This is a genomic window from Labrenzia sp. THAF187b (genome assembly GCF_009363375.1).
GTDB lineage: Bacteria > Pseudomonadota > Alphaproteobacteria > Rhizobiales > Stappiaceae > Roseibium > Roseibium algicola.
Genome location: NZ_CP045344.1, coordinates 36,831 through 63,451, shown reverse-complemented (window position 1 = coordinate 63,451; position 26,621 = coordinate 36,831). Strand labels below are relative to the sequence as shown.

22 protein-coding genes are annotated in these 26,621 nt (G+C 59.9%); 14 read left to right on the top strand and 8 right to left on the bottom strand.

Annotation, left to right across the window (positions count from 1 at the left end; genetic code table 11):
* Positions 1 to 265 precede the first annotated feature (265 nt).
* Entirely contained in the window at positions 266 to 2,353 is a 2,088-nt protein-coding gene (gene glyS, locus FIV03_RS00310; protein ID WP_152508289.1) for a glycine--tRNA ligase subunit beta, read from the top strand.
* A 109-nt stretch (positions 2,354 to 2,462) separates the two neighbouring features.
* Here glyS and FIV03_RS00305 read toward each other — a convergent pair whose 3' ends face one another.
* Complete coding sequence (locus FIV03_RS00305; protein ID WP_152508288.1) at positions 2,463 to 3,698, bottom strand: MFS transporter; 1,236 nt, start codon at positions 3,696 to 3,698, stop codon at positions 2,463 to 2,465.
* A 462-nt stretch (positions 3,699 to 4,160) separates the two neighbouring features.
* On the opposite strand from FIV03_RS00305, the gene nadA reads away from it, so the two are divergent.
* From nadA to nadC, 3 genes are all read left to right on the top strand, one after another.
* Entirely contained in the window at positions 4,161 to 5,243 is a 1,083-nt protein-coding gene (nadA, locus tag FIV03_RS00300; RefSeq protein ID WP_055657911.1) for a quinolinate synthase NadA, read from the top strand.
* A 99-nt stretch (positions 5,244 to 5,342) separates the two neighbouring features.
* Positions 5,343 to 6,944, top strand: coding sequence for an L-aspartate oxidase (locus FIV03_RS00295; protein ID WP_152508287.1), 1,602 nt, complete (start codon positions 5,343 to 5,345; stop codon positions 6,942 to 6,944).
* Positions 6,945 to 6,956: 12 nt separating this feature from the next.
* Positions 6,957 to 7,820 (top strand): carboxylating nicotinate-nucleotide diphosphorylase, encoded by an 864-nt coding sequence (gene nadC, locus FIV03_RS00290; RefSeq protein WP_152508286.1) that lies wholly within the window; start codon positions 6,957 to 6,959, stop codon positions 7,818 to 7,820.
* Positions 7,821 to 8,030: 210 nt separating this feature from the next.
* Here nadC and FIV03_RS00285 read toward each other — a convergent pair whose 3' ends face one another.
* A complete protein-coding gene (locus FIV03_RS00285; protein WP_023001936.1) occupies positions 8,031 to 8,624 on the bottom strand; it encodes a HupE/UreJ family protein in 594 nt (197 codons plus the stop codon).
* A gap of 402 nt (positions 8,625 to 9,026) precedes the next feature.
* On the opposite strand from FIV03_RS00285, the gene FIV03_RS00280 reads away from it, so the two are divergent.
* Positions 9,027 to 9,962: a GlxA family transcriptional regulator gene (locus tag FIV03_RS00280; RefSeq protein ID WP_023001935.1), complete on the top strand. Its 936-nt coding sequence runs from the start codon at positions 9,027 to 9,029 to the stop codon at positions 9,960 to 9,962.
* A 6-nt stretch (positions 9,963 to 9,968) separates the two neighbouring features.
* Here the strand turns inward: FIV03_RS00280 and FIV03_RS00275 are convergent, their stop codons facing one another.
* On the bottom strand, positions 9,969 to 10,625 hold the full coding sequence (locus tag FIV03_RS00275; RefSeq protein ID WP_055657918.1) for a GntR family transcriptional regulator: 657 nt from the start codon (positions 10,623 to 10,625) through the stop codon (positions 9,969 to 9,971).
* Positions 10,626 to 10,758: 133 nt separating this feature from the next.
* Here FIV03_RS00275 and dctP point away from each other — a divergent pair, with 133 nt between their 5' ends.
* The 5 genes from dctP (at position 10,759) to FIV03_RS00250 (ending at position 16,560) form a co-directional block, all read left to right on the top strand.
* Complete coding sequence (gene dctP, locus FIV03_RS00270; protein ID WP_152508285.1) at positions 10,759 to 11,745, top strand: TRAP transporter substrate-binding protein DctP; 987 nt, start codon at positions 10,759 to 10,761, stop codon at positions 11,743 to 11,745.
* Positions 11,746 to 11,820: 75 nt separating this feature from the next.
* A complete protein-coding gene (locus tag FIV03_RS00265) occupies positions 11,821 to 12,369 on the top strand; it encodes a TRAP transporter small permease (RefSeq protein WP_152508284.1) in 549 nt (182 codons plus the stop codon).
* On the top strand, positions 12,369 to 13,685 hold the full coding sequence (locus tag FIV03_RS00260) for a TRAP transporter large permease (protein ID WP_023001931.1): 1,317 nt from the start codon (positions 12,369 to 12,371) through the stop codon (positions 13,683 to 13,685). Before FIV03_RS00265 ends, FIV03_RS00260 begins: the two co-directional genes overlap by 1 nt.
* Entirely contained in the window at positions 13,685 to 14,950 is a 1,266-nt protein-coding gene (locus FIV03_RS00255; protein ID WP_152508283.1) for a malonyl-CoA decarboxylase, read from the top strand. Before FIV03_RS00260 ends, FIV03_RS00255 begins: the two co-directional genes overlap by 1 nt.
* A 92-nt stretch (positions 14,951 to 15,042) precedes the next feature.
* A complete protein-coding gene (locus FIV03_RS00250) occupies positions 15,043 to 16,560 on the top strand; it encodes a malonyl-CoA synthase (protein WP_152508282.1) in 1,518 nt (505 codons plus the stop codon).
* Positions 16,561 to 16,694: 134 nt separating this feature from the next.
* Here FIV03_RS00250 and FIV03_RS00245 read toward each other — a convergent pair whose 3' ends face one another.
* The 5 genes from FIV03_RS00245 to FIV03_RS00225 all read right to left on the bottom strand — a co-directional run bounded on the left by FIV03_RS00245 (position 16,695) and on the right by FIV03_RS00225 (position 21,403).
* Positions 16,695 to 17,942: a cell wall hydrolase gene (locus FIV03_RS00245; RefSeq protein WP_152508281.1), complete on the bottom strand. Its 1,248-nt coding sequence runs from the start codon at positions 17,940 to 17,942 to the stop codon at positions 16,695 to 16,697.
* Positions 17,943 to 18,177: 235 nt separating this feature from the next.
* The gene (locus FIV03_RS00240) at positions 18,178 to 19,221 is read right to left on the bottom strand and encodes an NAD regulator (protein ID WP_152508280.1); all 1,044 of its coding nucleotides are present in this window, start codon (positions 19,219 to 19,221) and stop codon (positions 18,178 to 18,180) included.
* A 20-nt stretch (positions 19,222 to 19,241) separates the two neighbouring features.
* Positions 19,242 to 19,748, bottom strand: a complete 507-nt coding sequence (locus FIV03_RS00235; RefSeq protein WP_152508279.1) for a tyrosine phosphatase family protein — start codon at positions 19,746 to 19,748, stop codon at positions 19,242 to 19,244.
* A 54-nt stretch (positions 19,749 to 19,802) separates the two neighbouring features.
* Positions 19,803 to 20,465 carry an HD family hydrolase gene (locus tag FIV03_RS00230; protein ID WP_152508278.1) on the bottom strand — a complete coding sequence of 221 codons (663 nt, stop codon included), beginning with the start codon at positions 20,463 to 20,465 and terminating at the stop codon, positions 19,803 to 19,805.
* A 23-nt stretch (positions 20,466 to 20,488) separates the two neighbouring features.
* Positions 20,489 to 21,403, bottom strand: a complete 915-nt coding sequence (locus tag FIV03_RS00225) for a folate-binding protein YgfZ (RefSeq protein ID WP_286202242.1) — start codon at positions 21,401 to 21,403, stop codon at positions 20,489 to 20,491.
* Positions 21,404 to 21,598: 195 nt separating this feature from the next.
* Here FIV03_RS00225 and FIV03_RS00220 point away from each other — a divergent pair, with 195 nt between their 5' ends.
* The 4 genes from FIV03_RS00220 (at position 21,599) to FIV03_RS00205 (ending at position 26,598) form a co-directional block, all read left to right on the top strand.
* Positions 21,599 to 22,930: a dihydroorotase gene (locus FIV03_RS00220; RefSeq protein WP_152508276.1), complete on the top strand. Its 1,332-nt coding sequence runs from the start codon at positions 21,599 to 21,601 to the stop codon at positions 22,928 to 22,930.
* A 264-nt stretch (positions 22,931 to 23,194) separates the two neighbouring features.
* Positions 23,195 to 24,403, top strand: a complete 1,209-nt coding sequence (locus FIV03_RS00215) for a L,D-transpeptidase (protein WP_209009813.1) — start codon at positions 23,195 to 23,197, stop codon at positions 24,401 to 24,403.
* Positions 24,404 to 24,646: 243 nt separating this feature from the next.
* The gene (locus tag FIV03_RS00210) at positions 24,647 to 25,909 is read left to right on the top strand and encodes a DUF3419 family protein (protein ID WP_152508275.1); all 1,263 of its coding nucleotides are present in this window, start codon (positions 24,647 to 24,649) and stop codon (positions 25,907 to 25,909) included.
* Between the two features lie 32 nt (positions 25,910 to 25,941).
* On the top strand, positions 25,942 to 26,598 hold the full coding sequence (locus FIV03_RS00205; RefSeq protein ID WP_152508274.1) for a class I SAM-dependent methyltransferase: 657 nt from the start codon (positions 25,942 to 25,944) through the stop codon (positions 26,596 to 26,598).
* Positions 26,599 to 26,621: the final 23 nt, after the last annotated feature.

Below are 26,621 nucleotides of genomic sequence, written 5' to 3'. Positions count from 1 at the left end.
TATAGATCGTGTCATATATCTGTTGTCTGCAACTTCCCGGTTCGCCACAAGGTCGGTCCCAATACATACAACTGCTAACAAGTCGCGCAGTTTCACATGCAATCCTTGAAGAAGAGTGAAACAAAGCAGACGGACTGGCGTCAAAATGGGCAGGCCGCGCGTTGTCCGGTTCCGCGAAAGGGGGTGACAAGTCTCCGTTGTCTTGGTAACGGACGGCGCAAACCGTTTCCGGTGTTATTCCACCAGACCAAAGGTCCAGATATCCATGCCCGATCTTCTGCTTGAACTTTTCAGCGAAGAGATTCCGGCCCGCATGCAGCGCAAGGCGGCCGAAGACCTGAAATCTCTCGTGACCAATGCCCTGGTGGATGCCGGTTTGCCGTATGAGGGTGCCAAGGCCTTCGCGACACCGCGGCGTCTGGCCCTGCATGTTGCCGGTGTTCCCGCCGGCTCTGCCGCCACGCGTGAAGAACGCAAGGGACCGCGCGTCGGGTCTCCCGAAAAGGCACTGGAAGGCTTCCTGAGAGGCGCCGGGCTGACGTCGATCGATCAGGCAACCATCCAGACGGACCCGAAGAAGGGCGATTTCTACGTTGCGGTGATCGAAAAGCCGGGCCGTTCGGCGATCGACGTCATTGCCGAGTTCATGCCGGGCATCCTGCGCAACTTCCCCTGGCCGAAAGCCATGCGCTGGGGCACTGGATCCACACGCTGGGTGCGCCCGCTGCACTCAATCGTCGCGACCTTCGGTCCGGAAACGGAAGAACCGGACGTGGTGCCGTTCGAATTCGATGGCATAAAGGCCGGCAAGACCACACGCGGCCACCGCTTCCTGGCGGACGAGTCCTTCGACGTGCGCCGTTTCGACGACTATGCGCCTTCGCTTGAGAAGCACAAGGTCGTGCTGGATGCCGACCGCCGCAAGGACATCATCCAGAATGACGCCAAGGATTGTGCGTTGGCGCTAGGCCTCGATCTGGTGGAGGATCCGGGTCTTCTGGAAGAAGTTGCCGGGCTGGTTGAATGGCCTGTGGTGCTGACGGGCAGCTTCGACGAGGATTTCCTGACGATCCCGGACGAGTGCATTCAGCTGACCATCAAGGTCAACCAGAAGTGCTTCGTGCTGAAGAACCCGGCCACCGGGCGCCTTGCCAACAAGTTCGTGCTGATTTCCAACATCATTGCCGACGATGGCGGCAAGCTGATCGTGGCCGGAAACGAGAAGGTTATCCGCGCACGCCTGTCCGATGCCCGCTTCTTCTGGGAAACCGACCTGAAGTCGAAACTGTCGGACAACCTGCCCAAGCTGGATGAAGTCAAGTTTCACGAAAAGCTCGGCAGCGTTGGCGAACGGGTGAAGCGCCTGATCGCGCTTTCGGCCGAGTTGGCCAAAGTCGCCGGGGCGGACGAGACCAGGGCCAAACGCGCGGCGGAACTCGCCAAGGCGGATCTTGTCTCCAACATGGTGTTCGAATTCCCGGAACTGCAGGGCCTGATGGGCCGCTACTACGCAACAGCCCAGGGCGAGGATGCCTCGGTGGCAACGGCTATCGAAGAGCATTACAAGCCGCAGGGACCAAGTGACGGCGTGCCGACCGACCCGGTCGCCGTTGCCGTGGCCCTTGCCGAAAAGCTGGATCTTCTTGCAGGTTTCTGGGCGATCGACGAAAAGCCGACCGGCTCCAAGGACCCCTATGCGCTGCGCCGCGCGGCTCTGGGCGTGATCCGGATCATTCTGGAAAACAACCTCAGGATCAGGCTGGGCGATGCCATTCGTTCCGCTCTGGATCCTCAAGGTGTTGAAGCGAGCGATCCCGCAGCTCTTGTTGCCGATCTGCTGTCCTTCTTCGGCGATCGCCTGAAAGTCCACCTGAAGGATGAAGGCGCGCGCCACGATCTGATCGACGCGGTCTTTGCATTGGAAGGCCAGGACGATCTCCTTATGGTGGTTCGCCGTGTCGAGGCGCTTGGTAAGTTCGTATCGTCCGACGATGGCACCAACCTGCTGGCTGGCTACAAGCGTGCGGTCAATATTCTGAAGGCCGAGGAAAAGAAGGACGGCAGCCCTGTTTCCGGCAAGCCGCACGCGGACCACTTCCAGGAGCAGGCCGAAATCGATCTGGCCGCTGCCATCGATGTGGCCCGGGCTGAAGCGGCCGACGCCGTGGCAAGCGAGAACTTCGAAGGGGCAATGGAAGCACTGTCGAAATTGCGTGCTCCGGTCGACCGTTTCTTCGACGATATTCTGGTCAATGCCGAGGACGCCACGCTGCGCATGAACCGCCTGCAACTCCTTGCTGAAATCCGCGATGCGACCCACGTGGTGGCGGACTTCTCGAAGGTGGCTGGCTAAACGGAATTGGCCGGTTAAGTGAAATTGTACTGACAAACAAAAAGGCGGGCCTTGAGCCCGCCTTTTTCGTTCTGTGCCTCAATGTTCAAGTTTGAAGATCCGGCGTCTCCTACTCGGCAGGTGCAGCAGCGAGCCGGTCAACGGGTTTTTCCTGGATCGGCCAGTGCACGATGGCGGCGAAGATGCCGAGGGCGATGCCCAGCCACCAGATGGCGTCATAGGAGCCGGTTTCGTCGTAGATCTTGCCGCCGAGCCACACACCCAAGAACGAGCCGACCTGGTGCGACAGGAAGACGAAGCCGAACAGGGTTGCCATGTAGCGCGGCCCGAACATGACAGCGACGAGGCCCGATGTCGGCGGCACGGTCGACAGCCACAGGAGACCCATCACGCCGGAGAACACGAGTACCGAGGCGGGCGTGACCGGCAGCATGATGAAGGCGAAAATCGCGACGGCGCGGCCAAGGTAGATCAGAGACAGGAAGATCGGCTTGGAATAGCGGCCGGAAATGTATCCTGACAGCAATGAGCCCGCGATGTTGCAAAGACCGATGAGGGCGATGGCCGTGGCACCCCAGGCAGGGTCAAGGCCAAGGTCGGCGATATAGGGCGGCAGGTGCACCGTGATGAAGGCGACGTGAAAGCCGCAGACGAAAAAGCCGAAGGTGAGCAGGATAAATCCGCGTGTTCCGAAGGCTTCGGAAATGGCGGAGGTCAGCTTCTGGTCATTCGCCGGATTGCTGTCTTTCGGCAGCTCCGACTTGCCCCTGAGCGCGATCGCCAGAAGCGGAACAATTGCCACAAGGCCGGCGAAGACGATGAGGGTCTGCTGCCAGCCGATGCTGGCAATCAGCGTGCCGCCAAGTGGGGCAAACAGGAACTGGCCGAGAGATCCGGAGGCTGTACCGATACCAAAGGCCAGCGTTCTCTGTGAAGGCGAGACGGCACGGCCGAATGCCGCCAGAACCAGCGAGAAGGACGAACACGCAATGCCGAGCCCGATGAGTACACCTGCGGAAATGTGCAGGGCGACGGTGCTCTCCGCGTCGATCATCAGCAATAGGCCGGCACAGTAGAGGACCGCGCCAAGTGTCATGGTCTTCCAGGTTCCGAAACGGTCGGCCATCATGCCGGCGATCGGCTGTCCGATGCCCCACATAAGGTTCTGGATCGCCAGTGCCAGTGCGAAGATCTCGCGGCTCCAGTCCCTGGCCTCGGTCATGGGCTGAAAGAACAGGCCCATTGCGGAACGCGGCCCGAACGAAATGAGCGCGATCAAACAGCCGCAGGAAATCACCAGCGGGATATTCGGGCCGACCCGGCCGGTGGAGGAAGCTGTTGTCATGGATGTGTCTCTGATCGTGATATTACGATAGGAATAGTCTGAAGTGAGCCAATCTCAAAACGCGTATTTTTGATGGATTGATCAGCGTTGCAAATGGAACGGAAAAACTTCGATCATTCCAGCAAGTTGCACGTTGTGGTGGAAACACGGCAACAGATGTTGCGAGAGCCCGGTTGGTTTTGCCGTTTGCATCTCGTATGTGAAGGCGATAATTGTTAGCCGGCTTTCCGGAAACGGAAAAGTTGCACCTTAAGCTCAGGAAAACAAAGGCAAATCGGATTCCGCGCGAGAATTTTTCGGATTTTTGTAGATTTTCGATTTGCTGATGACTATATAAACTCGGAAAGAGCAAAAGTATGGGCATCACCGCCCGTTTTCTTTTGTCTCTGATATGCTCAAGTTGAGTATAATTAAATAGCGGCACAAAATACCCCTCGCGCCGCGCAAAAAAGGGAGGTCGCCATGACCATTGCCCAGACCAAAGCACCGGTTGGAGCACCGATTGCCGCCGGACTGACGGCACTGGAGCGTTTCGGTAAGCTGGAGCGCCCGGACCTGCGTTATACGCCGGAGGTCGCAGAGGCGACTGCGCCGATCTACGAGAAGGTCAAGCACATCATCCCGGCCATTGAATGGCCTGCTCTGGCGCCGACCATCCATGCGATCAACAAGCTGAAGAAGCAGCGCAACGCGGTTATTCTGGCGCACAACTACATGACGCCGGATATCTACCATGGTGTTGCCGATATCGTAGGCGACAGCCTGCAGCTGGCCATCGAGGCGACCCGCACCGATGCGGAAGTCATCGTCCAGTGCGGCGTGCACTTCATGGCAGAGACCTCGAAGATCCTGAGCCCGGAAAAGACCGTGCTGATCCCGGACATGCGTGCAGGCTGCTCGCTGGCTGAATCCATCACCGGTGCCGATGTGCGGGCCCTGCGCGAGCGGAACCCCGGCATCCCGATCATCACCTACGTGAACACGTCTGCCGACGTGAAGGCGGAATGCGACATCTGCTGCACGTCTTCCAACGCGCTGCAGGTCGTGGAAAGCTTCGGCGTCGACAAGGTGTTCCTGATCCCGGACAAGTATCTGGCCGCAAACGTCGGCAACAAGACCGACGTCGAGGTTCTGGTCTGGGACGGTGCCTGCGAAGTGCATGAGCGCTTCACCGCGGAAGAGCTGCGTGACTATCGCAAGATCGAACCGAATGTGAAGATCATTGCCCATCCGGAGTGCCCGCCCGAAGTGGTCGCGGAAGCCGACTTTGCCGGTTCCACCGCGCACATGATCGACTGGGTCAAGACAAAGCGTCCGGAAAAGGTGATGATGATCACCGAGTGCTCCATGGCGGACAACGTTGCCAGCGAAACGCCGGGTGTCGACTACATCCGCCCTTGCAACCTATGCCCGCACATGAAGCGGATCACGCTGAACAAGATCCTCGACACTCTTCTGGAGATGAAAGAGGAAGTGGTCGTCGACCCCGCGGTGGCCGACAGGGCCCGTACCGCGGTCGAGCGGATGATCAACTTGAAAATCTGACCGGCTTCGGTCTAAACCGCATCTATGCGATTGCTTCCGGGCCTGCCAGCCCGGGAGTTTCTTTGGGGCTCTTGCCCCGTCTGTTCCAGGAAGTTTCCCATGGCCGTGTCGGTTGAGGATTTTGCACCTGCCTATATAGGCAAGGATGTGGATGATGTCGTCATTCTGGGGGGAGGTCTGGCAGGCCTTTTCTGCGCGCTGAAGCTCAGCCCGCGTCCGGTCACCGTCATCACCAACGCACCGATCGGGCAGGGGGCGTCCTCTGCCTGGGCGCAGGGCGGTATTGCCGCTGCGATCTCCGAGCAGGACTCGGTGGAAAAACACCGCGACGATACGCTGGCCGCCGGCTGCGGCATCTGCGAGGAAAAGATCGTCGAAGAGATGACCCGCGAAGGCAGTGCCCGGGTTCATGACCTCTTGTCCTATGGCGTTCCGTTCGATCAGGATCTTGAAGGCCGGCTGAAGTTTTCACGCGAAGCCGCCCATTCCCAGAGCCGGGTCGTACGTGTGCGCGGCGACATGGCAGGTCGGGCGATCATGGATGCCCTGATCGCAGCTGTTCGCAAGACGCCGTCGATCCGTATTCTGGAAGGCTACATCGGCGAAAGCTTCATTGGCGAAGGACGGTATGTAACCGGGGTCCTGGCGCGCCGGCGTGGCGGCCTGGAACGGCTGATTTTCCCGGCAAAGGCCGTCGTGCTTGCTTCCGGCGGCATCGGTCACCTTTACGAACTGACGACCAACCCGCACGAAGCCAACGGTCATGGCCTTGCCATGGCGGCCCGCGCCGGTGCGGTGATTGCCGATGCCGAATTCGTGCAGTTTCACCCGACCGCGCTTGATCTCGGCAAGGATCCGGCACCGCTGGCAACCGAAGCCCTGCGCGGCGAAGGAGCGACCCTCGTCAACAAGGCCGGCGAACGCTTCATGGAAGGTGTTCACCCGGAATTGGAACTGGCGCCGCGCGACATCGTTGCCCGGGCCATTCACCGGGAAGTGTCCGAAGGCCGGGGGGCCTTCCTCGACTGCCGGACAGCGATCGGCGAAAGGTTCAAGGACGATTTTCCGACTGTCTTCGCCGCAGCCTCCGCAGCGGGTATCGATCCGGCAAGGGATCTGCTGCCCGTGGCACCCGCGGAGCATTACCACATGGGCGGTGTCCTGACCGATGCCAACGGTCGGACGTCGCTTGACGGTCTGTGGGCCGCGGGTGAAGTGGCTTCAACCGGTGCCCACGGCGCCAACCGCCTGGCATCCAATTCGCTGCTGGAGGCGGTCGTTTTTGCAGCGCGCATCGCGGAAGATATCCAGGGCCTGATGCCGACCCCGCGCAGCGCCTACTGGAACGAGATGGACGATGCTCCGGGCTTGCCGAGCCAGCGCAACGTCGAGGAGCGGGAAGCGATCACCGTTCTGCGCAAGACACTGGCGCGCAATGTCGGCGTGCTGCGCGACGCGGCCGGTCTCAAGACGGCCCTGGCCGATATTGCACAGGTTGAACAGAATTGCGTGCGCCAGTCGATCCTCAACATGATGGTCGCCGGGCGTATCATCACCGCTGCGGCGCTGAAGCGCGAGGAAAGCCGTGGCGGGCATTTCCGCAAGGATTTCCCGCAGGAAAACCCTGACATGGCAAGCCGCTCCTACACCACCTTGAAGGAAGTCGAAGCCATCACCGCTGAGGCCCTGGAAACTGCCTGACCGGAGAGGCGCATGACCCGTAGATTTTTGCCCGAGCTGCCACGCCTGATGGTGGATGAAGCCGTGAAGGCCGCTCTTCTGGAAGACTGGGGCCGGGCGGGTGACGTCACCAGCCAGGCAACGCTGCCACCCGATGCAAAAGCCTCCGCCGTGATTGCCGCGCGCAAACCGGGGGTTCTCGCCGGGCTGGTCTTCGCCGAAAGCGCCTTTCGTCAGACGGATGCCGGTTTGCATTTCGAGGCCGTTCTGGCAGATGGTGACCGGCTGTCGCCCAAGGCAGTCGTCGCCCGGATCGAAGGTCCGGCCCGCGCGCTTCTGGCCGCTGAACGGGTGGCGCTGAACTTCCTGGGTCACTTGTCAGGCATTGCGACGGCTACGTCGAAATTCGCCGATCTGATCGCACACACCAAGGCGGACATCGTCTGCACCCGCAAGACGACACCGGGTCTGCGTGCGTTCGAGAAATATGCGGTCAAATGTGGCGGCGGTTCCAACCATCGCTTCGGTCTCGACGATGCGATCCTGATCAAGGACAACCACATCGCGGTCGCCGGCGGTGTGACGCAAGCCATCGAAGCCGCCAAGGCATTCGCCGGCCATCTGGTGAAGATCGAGGTGGAAGTCGACACGCTGGAACAGCTGGACGAGGCACTGGCTGCCGGTCCAGACGTGGTCATGCTCGACAACATGCCACCTGAAGTCCTGAAGCAGGCCGTCGCAAAGGCCGGAGGCAAGGTTCTGCTGGAAGCATCCGGTGGAATAGAGCTCGATACGGTCAAGGCCGTCGCCGAAGCCGGGGTTGACCTGATCTCCTCAGGCTGGATCACCCATTCGGCTCCGGTTCTGGATCTGGGTCTGGATATCGAGATCGGCTGAGATCTCTTTACCGGCTACCCGTTCGGTGTTCTGCCCTGTCTGCCATCCCGTCTCCACCTCGTCCTGAGAAGGACCGTCAGGTCCGTCTCGAAGGATGAGCCACTTGCTCTGGAGTTTGCCGGCCATCCTTCGAAACGGCGCTGCGCGCTTCCTTAGGATGAGGGTGAGCAGGGAGACGACAGTCGCGGCTGTTTTAATCAGTCACCGAATTCACGCTGCCGCAAGATACAAGCCGCCGAGTGCCGTCAGCACACCCAGGCTGCGAATGATGCGTGGTGCCCAGGCGGGATCGTTCCGGGTGGCCACATTGGCGCCGTAGCCGATCAGGAGCCCGGCTGCATGCAGGAGCGCGGTCGCCAAAACAAAGCCACCGGCATAGGAAAGTTCGCCAGCCGAGCCGATTTCACCGCCGTGGGCATGGCCGTGACATATGCCGAACACACCCACCAGTGCCGCACACACGCCAAGTGGCAGGCGCAGTGCCAGGGCGACGACGACACCCAGAACCACAACCGATGTCAGAATGAACGGTTCGACGTAGGGCAGCGGAACGCCGGCAAGCGAGAGCAGGAAGCCGACGATCATCGCACCGACGAAGGCGGTCGGCAGAGCCCAGACGGCGCGCCCGCCAAGAAGGGCGGCCCAAAGACCAACGGCAATCATCGCCAGCACGTGATCGGTGCCGAACAGTGGATGCGTGAAGCCGGCGGCAAAGGAGCCGTGTTCGGACGGATCCAGATGGGCGAGGGCGGGAGAGGCGGTCAACAGGCCGAATGCGGTGGCAAGGCCGAGGCGGTAGAGCATGAAATGTTCCTTCGGTTGGTCACTCCGGTGCCCCGGGATGGGTCGCACCGTTCATGAAGAGCTCAAGACCTGTGTACTATCGATGATTCTGGGAGCCTGTAAACCACAACGGCGGTCTCTTTCGTGAGGCGTGTGCCGGGTAGCGCAACGGAAGAACTGCGACAATGTAGTCCGGTTTCCCGATAGGGAGCAGCTTTTCAGGCTGCTAAATTGCCGGCTGAAGGTTCTTCAAGTTCGGTTCGAGCCGATGAAGATGGTGAAGGCAGGATACCGGTGAGCGCTAGATTGGACGAAGCACAAGTTTCCCCAGGGCGGAAATTCTCTCCGGACCCCGGCCGAAGCGAAGGAGATGACGGCGGAGAGGCGCTTGCCTCGCGAACCGTCGAGATCTGCTTTCTGCTCATGAGAAATTTTTCCCTGCTTTCCTTTGCCTCTGCAATCGAGCCTCTGCGGATCGCGAACAAGGTGTTGAAACGCAAGGCCTTCACATATCGCTGTTGCAGTCTGGACGGCAGCGATGCCGTTGCCAGCAACGGCAGCACCATACGGGCCGACTGCGCCATCGGCGATGTCGAGCGACCGGATCTTCTTGCAGTTTGCAGCAGTGACGATGTGGAACGCATTGGGCTGACACTGGCCCAGAAGGTTGCAATCCGGAAACTGGCCAACCGCTCCAGCCGGATCGCAGGCATCTGCACTGGTGCCTATGTGTTGGCCGACTTCGGCCTGCTGGACAACAGGAACTGCACGATCCACTGGGAATATGCCGATTTCTTCAAGGAACGGTTCCCGGATGCGCGGCTGGTGGACAGTCTCATTCAGACGGACGGCAAGTACATGACCTGTGCCGGGGGAACCTCCGCGCTCGATTTGATGATCGGCTTCGTGGCCCAGGTCCACGGCGGCGCGGTTGCTGCGGATGTTGCCGAAATTGCCCTTCATCACGACTGGCGCAGTGGCAACGAGCGGCAGCACAAGCACATGCGTGATGATCTGGAATCCGTCTCGCAGCGGGTGCGCAGCAGCATCGCCCTGATGACGGAGAACGTCGTCGAGCCGCTCTCCTTGCAGGAAATAGCTCAGAAACTGGACGTCAGCCCCCGCCAGTTGCAGCGGGAATTCCAGAAATATCTGAAGTGCAGCCCGCAGGAATATTACGCCAAGGTTCGTCTGGACATTGCCCGCCAGCTCGTCTGCCGCACCTCAATGCGCATGATCGACATCGCGATGGCCTGCGGCTTTGCCAGCGCATCCCATTTTTCGAAACGCTACCGGTCTGCCCTCGGCACAAGTCCTGCCGCGGACCGCCAGCAGCATGGCCGGGTTTTCGAATTCTAGAAGGACTTACTCGGCTGCGGGCTTCAGGCTTGCCATCAGGTGATGGAATTTCTCGCCCTGTACGGAAACGTGCCGACGGATGGCAGCCGCCGCCCGTTCACCGTCGGCAGCCTCGATGGCGGCAACGACGTCTTCATGTTCGGCCATGGATTGTTTCATGCGCCCGCGCACGCGCAACTGCACCCTTCGGAAAGGCTGCAGACGCCGTTGAAGGCGAAGGCACTCCTGCTCCAGAAAACGGTTGCCTGACTGGCGGTAGATGATGGCGTGGAATTGTTCGTTTTCCAGATAGTAGCCATCCGTGTCCTGCGCCTCGACGGCGTGTTTGCAACGCTCGTTCGCAGCGTGAAGATCGGCAAGGGCAGTTTCGGAAATACGCGCGGCAGCCAGGCGTGCACTCACGGCTTCCAGCTCTGCCATCACTTCGAACATTTCGATCAGTTCCACCGGGCCAGGTTGCCGGACGAAGACACCGCGGCGGGGAATCTGCACCACCAGACCGGACTGGGAAAGCCTGTGAAGGGCTTCCCGGACCGGCGTTCTGGAAACCGAAAAACGGCCCGCAAGCTGAACCTCGTCCAGCCTGTCGCCATCGGCGAAAGTGCCGTCGAAAATCAGCCCTTCAAGCGCATCCGCGATGCGGTCGGATCGTTTTCTTTCCATGTTTCGCATTTAGCATAGGAGTTTTTCGCGCGCAATATTGTCGATCTTGTATACAAAATGACTTGACAGAAAAACATCACATGAGGGTAAGATCGAATTCCGGTTCCCGTCCGGAACCATCAGGGAGGAAAAAATGAACTTCAAATTCTCAGCGTCGGTTGCTGCCGTGACGCTTTTCGCCAGCGCGCTCACCGCCAACGCGACCGAGCTGCGCCTGTCTCACCAGTGGTCCACCGGCGACGTTCGCCACAAGGTGGCCCAGATGGTTGCCGACGACGTGGCAGCGGCCGGTGTCGATCTCGACATCAAGATTTTCCCGTCCCAGTCGCTTTTGAAGGCACGCGAACAGTATAAGCCGTTGTCTCGCGGCCTGCTGGACATGACCGTTCTGCCGCTCAGCTATGCCGGTGGCCAGCAACCTGCCTATAACCTCACCCTGATGCCGGGTCTGGTGAAAAACCATGACCATGCGGCACGCATGAACGAAAGCCCGTTCATGGAGGCCATTGAGGAAATCATGGCCGAGGACGATGTGATCGTGCTGGTGCACGGTTATCTGGCCGGAGGCTTCGCAGCCAAGGACAAGTGCATCACCAAGCCGGAAGACATGCCGGGCCTTCAGACCCGCGCTGCGGGCAAGGCCTTTGAGCAGATGCTTGCAGGCGCAGGCGCCTCGATTGCCTCGATGGCGTCTTCGGAAGTCTACAATGCCATGCAGTCCGGTGTTCTGGACGCGGTCAACACCTCGTCCTCGTCCTTCGTCAGCTATCGCATTTACGAGCAGGTGTCCTGCTACACCCCGGCTGGCGAATATGCGCTCTGGTTCATGTACCAGCCGCTCCTGATGAACAAGGCCAAGTTCGACAGCCTGACCGAAGACCAGCAAAAAGCGCTGCTGGCGGCTTCTGAAAAGGCGCAGGCTTTCTATCTCGAAGAAGCCAAGAAGGAAGATGCAGCCTCGGCAGAAGTCTTCCGTGAAAACGGTGTCGAAATCGCCGAAATGACCGCTGCGGATTTCGATGCCTGGCGGGCTCTTGCCAAGGAAACCTCCTACAAGGCGTTCGTGGAAGAAACCCCGAACGGTCAGCAGCTTCTCGATCTGGCATTCGCCGTCGAATAAACGACTGAATTTGCGGGGCGGCCTGAAAGCCGCCCCGAAACCTGTTCCAAAGGACCTCATTTCAAGGAGTGACCCATGGCGGGCCACAGTACGGCTGCGGTAGCGCATGCCGGCAGCAACCCCTTCTTGCGCGTTGTCGCAGCGATTTCGACCGTGGCCGGCTGGTGTGCGGCAGCAATGATCGTTGTCGCCGTCGTCGTCACTTGCCAGATGATCTTCGTGCGCCTCGTGCTCAACGCTTCCACCGTCTGGCAGACCGAAACGGTCATTTATCTGGTCATCGCCGCAACCCTTGTGGGGCTGCCTTACGTTCAGCGGCTCCGGGGGCACGTCAACGTCGACCTGTTTCCCCTGTCGCTGGCACCGCGTGCCCGCTTCGTGCTGGCCTGCATCACGCTGACGATCTCGATCCTGGTCATGGCGATGATGCTCTTTTACGGCACTGAATTCTGGTACCTCGCCTGGTCGAAGGGCTGGACCTCAGACACTGTCTGGGGCGTCAGGCTCTGGATCCCTTATCTGTCGATCCCCGTTGGATTCGGGCTGCTGTTGCTGCAGCTCGCCGCAGATCTTTACGCGGTTCTCATCGGTATCGACAAACCCTTCGGTCTGGAGGACAAATAATGGATCCCCTGCTGCTCGGCGCACTGGTGGCGGTCGCCACCATCCTGGTCCTCTTCTCCGGCATTTCCGTCGCGATCGGTCTGTTGATCGTGTCCGCCGGCTTCCTGCTGGCATTCGACGGCTTCCGGTCGCTCGAACTGATGCCCGAAATCCTGTTCGGCAAACTTGATAACTTCGCCCTTCTGTCAATCCCCATGTTCATCATCATGGGGGCCTCCATCGCCTCCACTCGGGCGGGGGCCGATCTCTACGAAGCTTTGGAACGCTGGCTCACCCGGGTACCCGGTGGACTGGTCGTCTCGAATCTCGGTGCCTGCGCTCTGTTCGCTGCCATGTCCGGGTCTTCACCCGCCACCTGTGCGGCCATCGGCAAGATGGGTATTCCGGAAATGCGCAAGCGCGGTTATCCGGATGGCGTCGCCGCCGGTTCCATCGCCGCGGGCGGCACGCTCGGCATCCTGATCCCGCCGTCCGTCACGATGATCGTCTACGGCATTTCAACCGAAACCTCGATCGGTCGTCTGTTCCTGGCAGGTGTCATTCCCGGCCTGATGCTGATGGGTCTTTTCATGGCCTGGTCGCTCTATTCGACCTGGCGCAGCGGCAATGCCAGTGTGCTCAGCGCGGGCAACTATTCCTGGGCGGAAAAGTTCGAGATCCTGCCGCGCGTCCTGCCGTTCATGCTCATTATTCTGGGTGTGCTCTACGCCATGTACGGCGGCATCGCGACACCGTCTGAAACCGCTGCCGTCGGCGCTCTGCTCTGTCTGCTGATCGCGGTCATCATCTACCGGCTCTGGAGCCCGAAACTGCTCTGGACCGTGCTGCGTGACAGCACGCGGGAAAGCGTGATGATCCTCTTCATCATCGCGGCAGCCGGTGTCTTCTCCTACATGCTGTCGTCGCTATTCATCACGCAGGCGATTGCAGAATGGATCGGCACGCTGTCCGTCAACCGCTGGATCCTGATGGCGGCAATCAACGTCTTCCTGCTGATTGCCGGTTTCTTCCTGCCGCCCGTCGCGGTGATCCTGATGGCGGCACCGATCCTGCTGCCGATCATCACCACAGCCGGCTTCGATCCGATCTGGTTCGCGGTTGTCCTGACCATCAACATGGAGATCGGTCTGATCTCTCCTCCGGTCGGGTTGAATCTATACGTGATCAACGGCATCGCTCCGGACATTTCCCTGAAGACGATCCTCACCGGGTCCCTGCCATTCGTGGCGTGCATGTTCGTGGCGATCGTCATCCTCTGTCTGTTTCCGGAACTGGCCACCTGGCTGCCGGACGTGGTGATGGGAGAAGCGCGGTGATGTTCCTGGCCGATCTGCTGACGACCGTTTTCGAACGAAGATACCTGTCGAAGGGGGCAGACAAGGCGGATGATCGTCCGCTCGAGGCGCTCGTCGCCGATCTGATCGGTGCAACAGGGGAGGTCTCCGGGCAAAATCTTGCCCGGCAGATCCTCAGCCGGTATGGCGCTCTCGATGACGAGGAAAAACGTGCCTTCTTCCGTCATCTCGCGGACGGTCTGGCTGTGTCGGCTCCGGCTGTCAGATTGGCGTTGGAGCATTATGAGAAGGGGCAGTCGAAGGCCAGTTACCGCGAATTCATGGAGGCTGTCGAACCTCCGCGGCAGGAACTGATCCGACGGCTCAACCAGGTTCCGGATGCAACCCGGCTTCTTGTCGGCATGCGTGAGGACCTGTTGCGCCTCAGCAAGGGCGATGATGCCCTTCAGGCGCTTGATCTGGACTTCCGGCATCTGTTTGCCAGCTGGTTCAATCGCGGGTTCCTGGTGCTTAGGCCGATCAATTGGGAAAGCCCGGCCCAGCTTCTGGAAAAGATCATCGCCTATGAAGCCGTTCACGCGATCGACAGCTGGAGCGATCTTCGACGCCGGCTGGAGCCCGTTGACCGGCGCTGCTTCGCGTTTCTGCATCCGGCAATGCCGGACGAGCCGCTGATCTTCGTCGAAGTTGCCCTGACAAAAGGAATTCCAGGCTCCATCCAGGGGCTTCTTGCTGAAAACAGAACCCAGATCGAAGCAGATACGGCGGATACCGCAGTGTTTTATTCGATCTCCAACTGCCAGGCCGGCCTTGCCGGCATTTCCTTCGGCAACTCGCTTATCAAACAGGTGGCCGCGGATTTGTCGCTTGAGCTGCCCAAGCTCAAGACATTCGTCACCTTGTCGCCGATCCCGGGGCTGGTCCGCTGGCTGGAAGGTGAGGGGGTCGACCACGGCTCTGCCGACGAGGATACCTTGCGCAAGCTTGCAGCCCGGTACCTGATGACCGCAAAGCGCAAGGACGGTCTGCCGCTGGACCCTGTCGCCCGCTTCCACCTTGGCAACGGCGCATTGGTGCACCAGGTGCACGCAGGCGCGGATCTTTCCGACAAGGGAATGAAGCAGTCTGCCGGCGTCATGGTCAATTATCTCTACGATCTGGAGAAGGTAACCCAGAACCATGAGAGGTTCGCTTCGACCCGGACAATTGCCGCTTCATCTGAAATCAAATCACTCAGCACTGCTGGAGAAAATGCGTTCACATTAGAGCTATCCGCACTGAACTGAATGCGGCTAATAAGCTCTAACAATATAGAATCGATCAGCTTTTTGGCCTTGCAAGGTTAGATCGAAAGCCTGCTGATCCAGGAGCCCCATAGATGACAAACCCACTCTACGACCAACTGTTCGGAAAGCATGCCGGCAAGAACACACCCTTTCTGATCTTTCAGGACGGCTCCATCCTGACACATGCTGCGTTTCTGGAAAGCGCGGCGCAGATTGCCCATGTTCTGACCGACAACGGCATGGTGGCTGGCGACCGTCTCGCCGCCCAGGTCGAAAAGTCGGCCACGTCTCTGGCTCTTTACGCGGCCTGTGCCCAGGCAGGGATCGTGTTCCTGCCGCTCAATACGGCCTACACCGTCGATGAGCTTAGCTACTTTATTGAAAACAGCGGCGCCAGGACCGTGGTCTGCGACGGTGGCAGCAAGACCTTGCTGGACCCTGTCGTCTCGAAACTCGGCGCCCGCCTCGAGACGCTCAACGCTGACGGAAGCGGTTCGCTGACGGATCAGGCGAATGCCAAACCCTCGGAATTTGCAACAGTGGAACGAGCGCCGGACGATCTGGCCGCTTTCCTTTATACCTCCGGCACCACCGGGCGGTCCAAGGGGGCAATGCTGACGCAGGCGAACCTGTTGTCGAACGCCGCCACCCTGGCGGAGCTCTGGCGCTTCTCCGACCAGGATGTGCTGCTGCATGCCTTGCCGATCTTCCACACACACGGGCTTTTCGTTGCGACCAACGTGTCGCTGGCTGCTGGTGGCGCGATCCTGTTCCTGCCGAAATTCGATCTCGACGCCATGATCGATCTGATGCCCAAGGCAACGACGATGATGGGCGTGCCGACCTTCTACACCCGACTGCTTCAGGACGAACGTTTTACGGCGGACCTCACAAAGGGCATGCGGCTGTTCATTTCCGGAAGCGCGCCGCTGCTTGCCGAAACGCACCGGCAGTTCGAGGAAAGGACCGGTCACCGGATCCTGGAGCGATACGGCATGACCGAAACCAATATGAACACCTCCAACCCGTACGAAGGCGAACGCCGCGCCGGGACAGTCGGCTTCCCGCTTCCGGGCGTGGAGCTGAAGATCACGGACCCCGCGACGGGCGACACGTTGCCGGCCGAAACGGTTGGCCAGATCGAGGTGCGCGGACCGAATGTCTTCAAGGGGTATTGGCAGATGCCGGAGAAGACGGCTGCCGAATTGCGGGAAGACGGCTTCTTCATCACCGGCGATCTAGGGATGGTCGACGCAGACGGCTATGTCCATATCGTCGGGCGCAACAAGGACCTGATCATTTCCGGTGGCTACAACGTCTACCCGAAGGAAATCGAGTTGATCCTGGATGCCCAGCCCGGTGTTCGGGAAAGCGCCGTCATTGGTGTGCCGCATTCCGATTTCGGTGAAACAGTGCTGGGCCTGGTGGTGCCGGATAGCCCGGAAACGCCCGACCTGGATGCGATCCTTGCTGTTGCCGGAACATCGCTCGCCCGTTTCAAGCATCCGCGGAAGCTTGTTCTGGTCGACAGCCTGCCGCGCAACACCATGGGCAAGGTCCAGAAGAACGTTCTTCGTGAGCAGTTCAAGGACACTTTCGCAACCGCTTGATATCAGCCGTTTGATCCGGCCGGCGTTAGATGCCGGCCGTGAATGCGGATAGCAGGCCGGTCTTCCGGGTCGGTCTACAATCCATACACGTGCGAGCCCTGAAGAAGGAAGCAGGAAGGCCCCGGGCGGCAGGATCAGTTCCAGCCGCCGGCGTAGGTCTTGTAAAAGATGTGCAGGCCGACTTTGCCGCGCTTGGCCATGGACTTCGCCCACCGCGGGTTGACGTAGGTCGCGTGATAGTGGGTCGAAGCGTCGACCATCTTCGAATAGCGCTTGCCGTCAGCGACATCCCTTGCCAGCTTCTGGGCCGTTGCCCAGGCAGTCGGGCTGGAAATGCGATCCTTGATACCATCGCAGGCAAAGGAGAACTGGCAGCGGTTGCGTTTGTGGCGGTTCTGGTAAACGACGCCGCAGATGCTGTCCGGGTAGGCCGGGTTCTTGACCCGGTTCAACACGACCTGTGCGACGGCCACCTGACCGTCTTCGCTTTCACCGCGAGCTTCAAAGTAGATGGCTTCGGCAAGGCAGCGCTGCTCTTTCTTGTCTCCAACGGACAGCGGCAGCGGCTTTTGTGCCCACCAGTGCGGGTTGTCGGGATCTTCCGGCGGCGGCAGCTCCTGCTCGTACATGGCAGCGCCGAACAGCGCGTCGAAGGGTTCCTTGGTTTCCTTCACGCTTTCAGGAGCGTAGGCGGAAACGAGGGAGAAGCTGGCGGCAGCGGCATTGCGCGCCATCATGACCTTTTGCAGGTCCAGCGGCCCACCTTCCGGGAAACCATCCTTGCCGTTGCTGGCGAGCATGCTGGTTTCCTGGGAGTTGAGCGGCTGTGCCTTGACGAAGGCGACGCGGGGCAGGTCCTCGTGTTTCTTCTCCGTCGAGATCAGGCTCGACATGGCGTAGAGATTGCCGGCTGCCCTGTCGACCATCTGACGGTCCGGTGCCATCGTGATCAGGCGGTCGCTTTTGGCGGTGCTGTTGGTAACGATCGTATCGGGGACTTCGGTCGGCCTGGCACTCATGGCGACCTCTTCAAAACCGACGAGTGGCTTGGCCTCGAAACCCTCATCTGCGGACGTCAGTGTCAGAATCGGTGCGGAGATATGGTCCGGTACCGGCGTCGTGCCGAGCGCCAGTTTCGGTGCAACCTTCGTCGTGAAATTCGCTGGCTCAAGATACATCATCCAGCGCGGCGATTCCGCCTTGCGCGAGTTGACGAGCGAAAAGATGTCCTGGTTTCCAACCGATCCGCCGATACCGAGCCAGACCAGTGGACAGGCAACAAGAACATATTTGAGCCGGCGCATACGCGCACGGACCGGGCCGAAATCTTGTGTCACTTTAGAAGAAAACCGCTTTCCGTTGCGGGACTTAAGGCCAGACATACGCAGCCAACTCCAACTCGTTACACATCGTCCCGAAAACGCCGGACGAACAGCGTGAACGCTGTGTAAACAACGACGCTGAAATTGAAGATGTCTGCTTAACCTTGAAAGAGCGTTAATAAGACTGGAATTCGTGGAAAATCGTGGAAGTTTTCGCGCCGATGGGAGGAGTTATGGTTAATATTACTAAGGACTTAACTTTAATGGTCGTGTTGAAAAAAATCGCAGAAAGCCGTCAGCGTCCGCCTACACGAAGCCCGGGGGCAGGCCGTTCGCTCAACAATTGATGGCGAAACCGGAACAGGGCAGCCGGGCGGCCCCCGGTCGCGGTCGACGTTGCGCCGGTCGGTTCGACAAGGTCGGCGTTTTCTACCAGGCGGCGGAAATTCTGCTTGTGCAGATGACGTCCCGAAATGGCCTCGACCGACGTTTGAAGCTCGGTGAGCGTGAAGGTCTCCGGCATCAGCTCGAAGATCACCGGCCGGTATTTCAACTTGCCGCGCAACCGGGAAATGGCGGTCGCCAGCACCCGGCGATGGTCGAAGCGCATCGACGCGCCGAGAAAAGGCAGGTTTGACCGCCGCAGGGCCGCGGGCCGTCCGTCGGTCCGGGCTTCTTCGACGAGGCCTGCTTCATAAAGAAGCTCGAACCGCTCCAGCGCCCTCTCTTCATCCCAGGAAGTTCCGCCAGTACCAAAGGCAAGCCGCACCCGTTCCTGACGCCCAAGTGGTTTGGGCGGCTCGCCCGAAGGCGGCGGTTCGCTGGCCCAGGCGTCGAGAGCCGGCAGGATGTCCCGATCCAGGACATCGGGACGCCCGGTGCGCCAGTCTTCCCAGGGGAAATAGTCGTACCAGGAACGCCATGCCGAATCGTGCCGCAGGAGCATGCTTTCCGAATCCGGGGTCTGACGTGTCAAAGCCAGATATCCGACCGAAACCACATGCGGTCCTTCGTCACCGAAAACACGGTGCCGGCCACGGTCGCCGAAGGTGTAAAGCTGTTCGACGTATCCCAACCTCAGCGCGGTCTGGTTTTCCACCCAGGAACGCAGGCCGATTTCGAAGGTGCGGTGACGGATCGGGTCGAATGGACCAAACGGAAGGCTGTCGAGTGTCGCCTCACCTGGTGCGTTCGCGCCGCTCTCTGCTCCGGTTTGCCCACCTGTCTGCGGACTTGCCTCCTTCGCATCGTTCACGTGAACGATCTGGGGCAGGCCCCCGGCAACCGATACGATGACGGCATTCAATCCGATTTCAATATTGGCTTGCCGGTGGGGCATTGCGTCTCCGTGGTTGGTCGTCAGTCGATCGGCATGACAAAGGGGGTGCCCTCAAAGGCATTTGCACCGCGGCCGATGCCGCGGATGGCGTCGATCATGCGGCCATCACGGCCGAGGATCTTGTCGCCCATCGCAACAATCCGGGCGTTTGGTGTGGCCGACGGCGAACGCGTCCTAAGGATCTTCGCAAGATCGTATTCATCCGCATTCGGGTTGAGCGCACAGGCTGCCACATAGGCACCGGCCGTCGAGCGGCTGATGCCTGCCCAGCAGTGTATCACCAGCGGTTCCTGCCGGTCCCAGGATCTCACGAAGGACAGAAAAGCCTCCACTTGCCTTTCACTGGCCGGGATCAGCCCCTTCACCGGCGTTACAATGTCGTTGAAGGCAAGAAACAGATGGCGCTCCGGCAAGATACCGACGGGTGTCGGCACGTTCATTTCGGCGTTGATCAGGGTGATCACGGATTTGGCGCCGGTGGAGACCACCGTTTCGGGCAATTTCGACAAGGAACAAACGTGCAGCATGACAGAACCGGTTCTTCGTATCCGTCAATAAACTAGGGTCATTCGTGGGCAAGGTCACCCGTTAGCTTGTCTGCTTTTCGGGTTGTTCCCAGCTTCGCGCAGGGCTTCGATTGCTTCAAAGCGCTGCATGAACATTTCCTGGGCAGATTTCACCGGCAGAGGCTCAAGGCCGTAACGCAACTTGCCGTCCGCATCGAGCGGGAAACCGCGTGGCTTGCCGAAAATCTTGGCAGCTTCGTCTTCGTCGAAACCGGCCAGTTCCACCGCCTCGAAATAGGCACAGATGATGTCGGCGCGCTTTGCGAGCTTCTTTACGGCCACGGGAATTGCGGCGGGCAGACCGAACCGCAGGTGGATTGCCCCCTGCAGGCGGGATTCCACTCCCTTGTAGGCTTCACCGATGACGGACTTGAAGGGGGATATCATGTCGCCGATGACATATTCCGGCGCATCATGCAGCAGAACAGCCAGGCGCCAGTGCGGCGGCAGGTCCGGTTTCAGCATCATGGCGATGTCTTCAACGATCAGCGAATGTTCCGCGACCGAGAAGGCATGGTTGCCATAGGTCTGTCCGTTCCAGCGGGCGACACGGGCAAGGCCATGGGCGATGTCGGAGATCTCGACGTCGAGCGGTGAGGGGTCCAGAAGATTGAGCCGTCTGCCGGACAACATGCGCTGCCAGGCGCGCGGGGGCTGGTCGGTTCGGGCAGAGGCCATCGGTCCTCAAAGATCTCGCGGTTTCAATCCGCGGTGCTGGGCTCCGGCAAGGAAAACGATGCCCAGTCGGGCACCTTGACCAGAATCTCCGTGTCACCGCATTGCAGAGGGATGCCGTTGTCCTTGGCTTGGGCTACCTTGTCAAGACGGAGCAGGGCAAGGCCCACAGCGCTGTCGCCGGTACCGGCACTGGACCCGAGCGCCCCGACGGATTTGCCGCCGGCCATGATATCAGCACCCTTTTCAGGAAGCATCGCGCCGCTTTCGATCTGAACGAACCGCTTGCGGGCACTGCCCCGGTGCTGCATGCGCGAAACCACTTCCTGACCGACGTAGCATCCCTTGGAAAAGGAAACACCGCCAAGCTGATCCAGATCGGCATCGTGAGGGAAAATGTCCGAGTAGTCGTAGTCTTTCAGACCTTCCGGCACGCCTTTTGAAATGCGGTGAAGATCATAGGCCGCAACGTCCGCAGGTGAACCATCGAGCATTGCGGAAAGATCAGCCACTGAACCGGAAATGCGCATCCCGAGTGCTGGCAGCCGCGGATCCGTGACGCAGGCCAGGGCTGCCTCCGGAACAAGGTTCAAAGCGTTGTCCGCTTCCGGAGTGTCATCCCAAACCGCAATCACTCCGACGTCTTCCGGCAGCAGTTCCAGTTCCACCTTTGCCCGCAGCCGATAGAATGTCAGCCGTTTCAGAAGGTCGGCTGCCGTTTCGGCGGGGGCATCCAGCAGATACCCGGTTTCGACGCGATAAATCAGGAAATCGAACAGGATCTTGCCCTGGGGCGTCAGCAGGGCACCTGCGCGAGCGCCACCTCCCGTCATGCCGTCGATATCTGCCGTCACCAGGTTTTGCAGGAAATGCTGTGCCTCGGCACCGCCAACGCGGATCAACGAGCGGTCGGACAGATGGGCATAGGACAGGGTCGACACGGCAGGCTCCATGGAACGGATGACTGTTTCAGACAGTTTGTCTGGCCAGTTTCACTTGAGTGCCACATAGGCGCTTTCCCCACCGTGGGCAAGGTTCTGAATCTGTCGACCCCTGTCTGGTCCTTTGCCGCCGGGCCGCGTATAAGCCCGTTAAACCGACCTGCCGATAGACCCGAATTAACGCGGAGGAGCCACATGAGCGCGACCTATGACCTGATCCTGAAGGGCGGAACCGTAGTCAATCAGGACGGCGAGGGGCAGCGTGATGTCGCTGTTCGCGGCGGCCGGATTGTCGGCATAGGCACCTTCGACGCTTCACAGGCAGGCGAAACGGTCGATTGCACGGGCCTGCATGTCCTGCCGGGCGTCATGGACACCCAGGTGCATTTCCGCGAGCCCGGTCTCGACCACAAGGAAGACCTGGAATCCGGTTCCCGTGCTGCCGTCATGGGCGGCGTCACCGCGGTCTTCGAGATGCCGAACACCAATCCGCTGACAACCTCCGAGGCAGCCCTTGCCGACAAGGTGCGGCGTGGACACCACCGCATGCACTGCGACTTTGCCTTCTGGGTCGGCGGCACGCGGGATAACGTCAAGGACATTCCCGAGCTGGAACGACTGCCGGCGGCAGCGGGCATCAAGGTGTTCATGGGGTCTTCCACCGGCGACCTTCTGGTGGAAGACGACCAGGGCGTGAAGGAAATCCTGTCCGTAACCCGCCGCCGGGCGGCCTTCCACTCCGAAGACGAGTTCCGCCTGCGCGACCGTCACGGAGAGCGTGTTGAAGGCGACCCGAGCTCCCATCCGATCTGGCGTGACGAGATCGCAGCGCTCCAGTGCACCCAGCGTCTTGTGGGCATTGCGCGCGAAACCGGCGCCAAGATCCACATTCTGCATCTGTCTACGGCAGAGGAGGTCGATTTCCTGATCGACCACAAGGATGTCGCCTCCATCGAGGTGACACCGCACCACCTGACATTGACGGACGAAGCCTATCACCGGCTGGGTACGCTGGTTCAGATGAACCCGCCGGTACGTGCACCGCGCCACTCGGAACGTCTCTGGTGGGCCTTGCAGCAGGGCATTCTCGACATCTTCGGTTCCGATCATGCCCCGCATCTTCTGGAAGAAAAGCAGAAGCCCTATCCGGCGTCTCCGTCCGGAATGACCGGTGTGCAGACGCTGGTTCCGATCATGCTGGATCACGTCAACGCAGGCCGTCTCAGCCTCGCGCGCTTTGTCGACATGACCAGTGCAGGCCCGGCCCGTCTCTTCCAGACGGCACTCAAGGGCCGGATCGCAGTCGGCTACGATGCCGACTTCACCGTGGTGGACATGAAACGCAAGGAGACGATCCGCAACGAGTGGATCGCCTCCAAGTGCGGCTGGACACCTTATGACGGCAAGGACGTCACCGGCTGGCCGGTTGGGACTGTTGTCCGCGGGCAGCGCGTCATGTGGGACGGTGAACTGACGACACCCTCGCGCGGCGAACCCGTCCGTTTCCTGGACGGACTGAAAGCCTGAGAAAAGCCACTCCTGCGGGAACCGTTGGCGTGAATGGGCCGTTTTCCCCATTCAGGCCCCGTTCACGTTGTGGCTGCTAGCTGTACAAAATGTGATGTGAATAACAGCCGCGAGCTGGGTAATGTGCGATTTTGCGGCTGAAAGGTCGAAGGAAACCAATAAGTAACCGTGTTTCCTAACCCGATCTACACAGGTGTCGGTTACAGTTTTAATCGAGCTTTATGGGTATTTGCGTTGGGGAGCTCAGGGATGTTGTCATTGGAAATGAATAGCCGGAGCAGGCACAAGCGCTCGCTGCTCAACCTGACCGGTGCCGCAGTTATTTCGTTCGCCGCCATGTCGGCCGCATTCGCGCGCGACGCCGCTCCGGAAACGGATGTGGCAAGCGAACCGCCATTGCACATGCTGGTGTCGCTGGACGAGCAGAAGATCAAGGTCTATCGCGGCCTGGATCTGATCGAAGTGTCGTCGATTTCCTCCGGGAAGCGCGGCCACAGCACACCGACCGGTGTGTTTTCCATTCTGGAAAAGAGGCGTAAGCACTTTTCCAACCTCTATGACAATGCGCCGATGCCATTCATGCAGCGTCTGACATGGTCGGGCATTGCCCTGCATGTCGGCAGGTTGCCCGGCTATCCGGCTTCGCACGGTTGCATTCGTCTTCCGAAAGCCTTTGCACAGTCGCTTTACAGCATGACCGAGCGCGGCATGCATGTTGTCGTGACACGGGGCGAGGCGAACCCGCTTGGTGTGCATCACGCTGTATTGCCACAGCCCTATGTGCCTGAAACCGAGGTCGCAAGCCTGACGGACGAGACCATTGCAGCCGATCCGGCGCTGCGTGGTGCCATTCAGGAAGCGCCCCTGCAGGCTAACCTGCCGGCCGTACAACCGGAAAATCCTTATTTCGATCAGCCTCTTCGGATGATCATCACGCCGCAGAAAGCACCAAGCCGTATTCAGGTGCTGCAACAGCTGCTCAACCAGATGGGCTTCAATGCCGGTCCGGAAGACGGTGTCATGGGTCGCAAGACCCGTGCAGCAATCAGCCTGTACCAGGAAGGTGCCGAGCTGCCGGTAACCGGTCAGCTGACCAATGCACTTGAGGTCCGCATCCATGCCGATGCCGGATACGAAGAGCCGAAGAATGCAACGCTGCGGATCCGTCGCAAGTTCCGCGATGTCTATTCCGCCCCTGTCTCGATCAAGGATATCGACCAGGAAATCGGAACGCACGTTTTCACTGCCATGGATTTCAAGCCCGGCGACTCGTCGGTCGAGTGGATGGCGGTATCTGCGGAAGGTGAACGCGGTGGCGCGTCGATGGACGTTCTCGACCGGATCGAGATGTCCAAGAAGGTGGCGCTTGAAGTTTCCAGGATGCTGACCCCGGGTTCGTCCCTGACGGTCACGGACCGAAACTTCACCCGCAACACGGGTCTTGGCACCGACTTCGTGGTTATCACGCGCTAGGTTCGGATCTCCCAACGGTCTGGACGGAAACACAGCCCCCGCTTCGGCGGGGGCTTTTTGTTTCATTTCCGCAGGGGAGGAAGGCTCTCCCTCGGCGAAGACACGCCTGGAACACTGAGGCAGGTCCTCACCGGCAGTTTATTATCCGGATAACGGCTCGATTCTCCGCAAACGTCACCAAACTGTCGCGTCCGTCACGTATCGGAAGGCAGTTTATTGGCGCAGGTGACTCGGGAGAAAGACATGGCGCAGAGCACGCTCACCGCATCGAAGAAACGTCTCAAGAATGCGGTTCACCGTTCCGAAGCCACCTCCAAGGACGGTTTTCTCGAGCGGCTGTTCACATTCGCCTTCAAGGGCCTTGTCTATCCGCAGATCTGGGAAGATCCGGATGTGGACATGAGGGCTCTTCGCCTGACGCCGGACTCCCGAATGATCACGATCGCGTCGGGCGGCTGCAACGTCATGTCCTACCTGACGGCAAATCCGGCCGAGATCACTGCGGTGGACCTCAACCGTGCACATGTGGCGCTGGGCCGGCTGAAACTGGCGGCAGCCAAGCATCTGCCGAATTACGAGATCTTCTACAGGTTCTTCGGCGAAGCAGACGAAAAGGCCAATGTTGCCGCCTATCAGCGTTTCCTGAAAGACAAGCTCGATCCTGAAACGGTCGCCTACTGGGAAGGCCGTGACATGGCCAATTGGGGCCGCAAGAGGATCACGCTGTTCTCGCGCGACCTCTATCATCACGGTCTGCTGGGCTATTGCATCGGAGCAGGACACCTCGTGGCAAGGCTCTATGGCATCGATCCGAAGCACATGGTCAAGACCAGGTCGCTGGAGGAACAGCGCACCTTCTTCGATACCGCACTGGCACCGCTGTTCGACAAGCGTCTGGTGCGCTGGGCAACGTCCAAGAAGATGTCGCTCTACGGCCTCGGCATTCCGCCTGCGCAGTATGACGCCCTGGTATCGGCCAGTGCCGAACGCGACATGTCTGCGGTTCTGCGTCAGCGGCTTGAAAAACTCGCTTGCGACTTCTCCATGCAGGACAACTATTTCGCCTGGCAGGCCTTCGGCCGTGGCTATGCTCCAAGCGGTCAGGACAGCACCGGTCCAGCCGGACCGTTGCCGCCTTACCTCAAGCGCGAGCATTTCGAGGAAATCCGTCAGCGTGCGGGCCGGGTCCGTGTGCTCAATCGCAATTTTACCGAACACCTTCAGTCGGTTCAGGACAATACGCTAGACGCCTATGTGCTGCTGGACGCCCAGGACTGGATGACAGATCATCAGCTCAATGCACTCTGGACCGAGATAACACGGACCGCGCTTCCAGGTGCCCGGGTCATCTTCCGCACCGCTGCCGAACCGACACTTCTGCCGGGCCGCGTATCCGACCAGATCCTGAATCGCTGGACCTACGAGAAAGAGGAAAGCCTGGAGCTTGGCCGTCAGGACCGCTCCTCCATTTATGGTGGCTTCCATCTTTATGTGTTCAACGGCTAAGCTGGCCGTCCTGCGTACGGAAACATAGCGTCATGACCCAAGCCGTCGAAACGGCCCGGCTGATGGATACCGTCTATCGCCATCAGCGCCATTTTTACGACCTGACCCGCAAGTTCTACCTGCTCGGGCGCGACAAGCTGATCCGCGAGCTTCAGCCGCCGCGAGATGGCGTCGTACTGGAACTTGGCTGCGGCACCGGCCGGAACATGATAGCGGCTGCAAAAGCCTACCCGGACGTTCGTTTCTACGGTCTCGACATTTCCAGGAACATGCTGGAAACCGCGCAGAAGAACATCGACAAGGCAGGCCTGACAGACCGGATCGCGCTTGTGGAAGGCGATGCCGCAAACCCGGCGGCAACGGAAGGTTTTGGTGTTCCGGCTTTCGACCGCGTCTTTTATTCCTATACGCTGTCCATGATCCCGATCTGGCGCGAAGCATTGGCGGCAGGTGCCGCGCGGCTGGCGCCGGAAGGGCGGATCCACGTGGTCGATTTCGGTCAGCAGGAACGCTTGCCTGGCTGGTTCAAGCGCGTGCTGTTTGCCTGGCTCAAATCCTTCCACGTATCTCCGCGAGCCGACCTGGAGGACGAGTTGAAGGCCCTGGCTGCCAGCATCGGCGCAGTTGCCTCTTTCCATCGCCTTTATGCCGGCTACTCGGACTATGCGGTGATCTCGAAATCGCAGTAACCGACGCACGCAAAACACGTCGG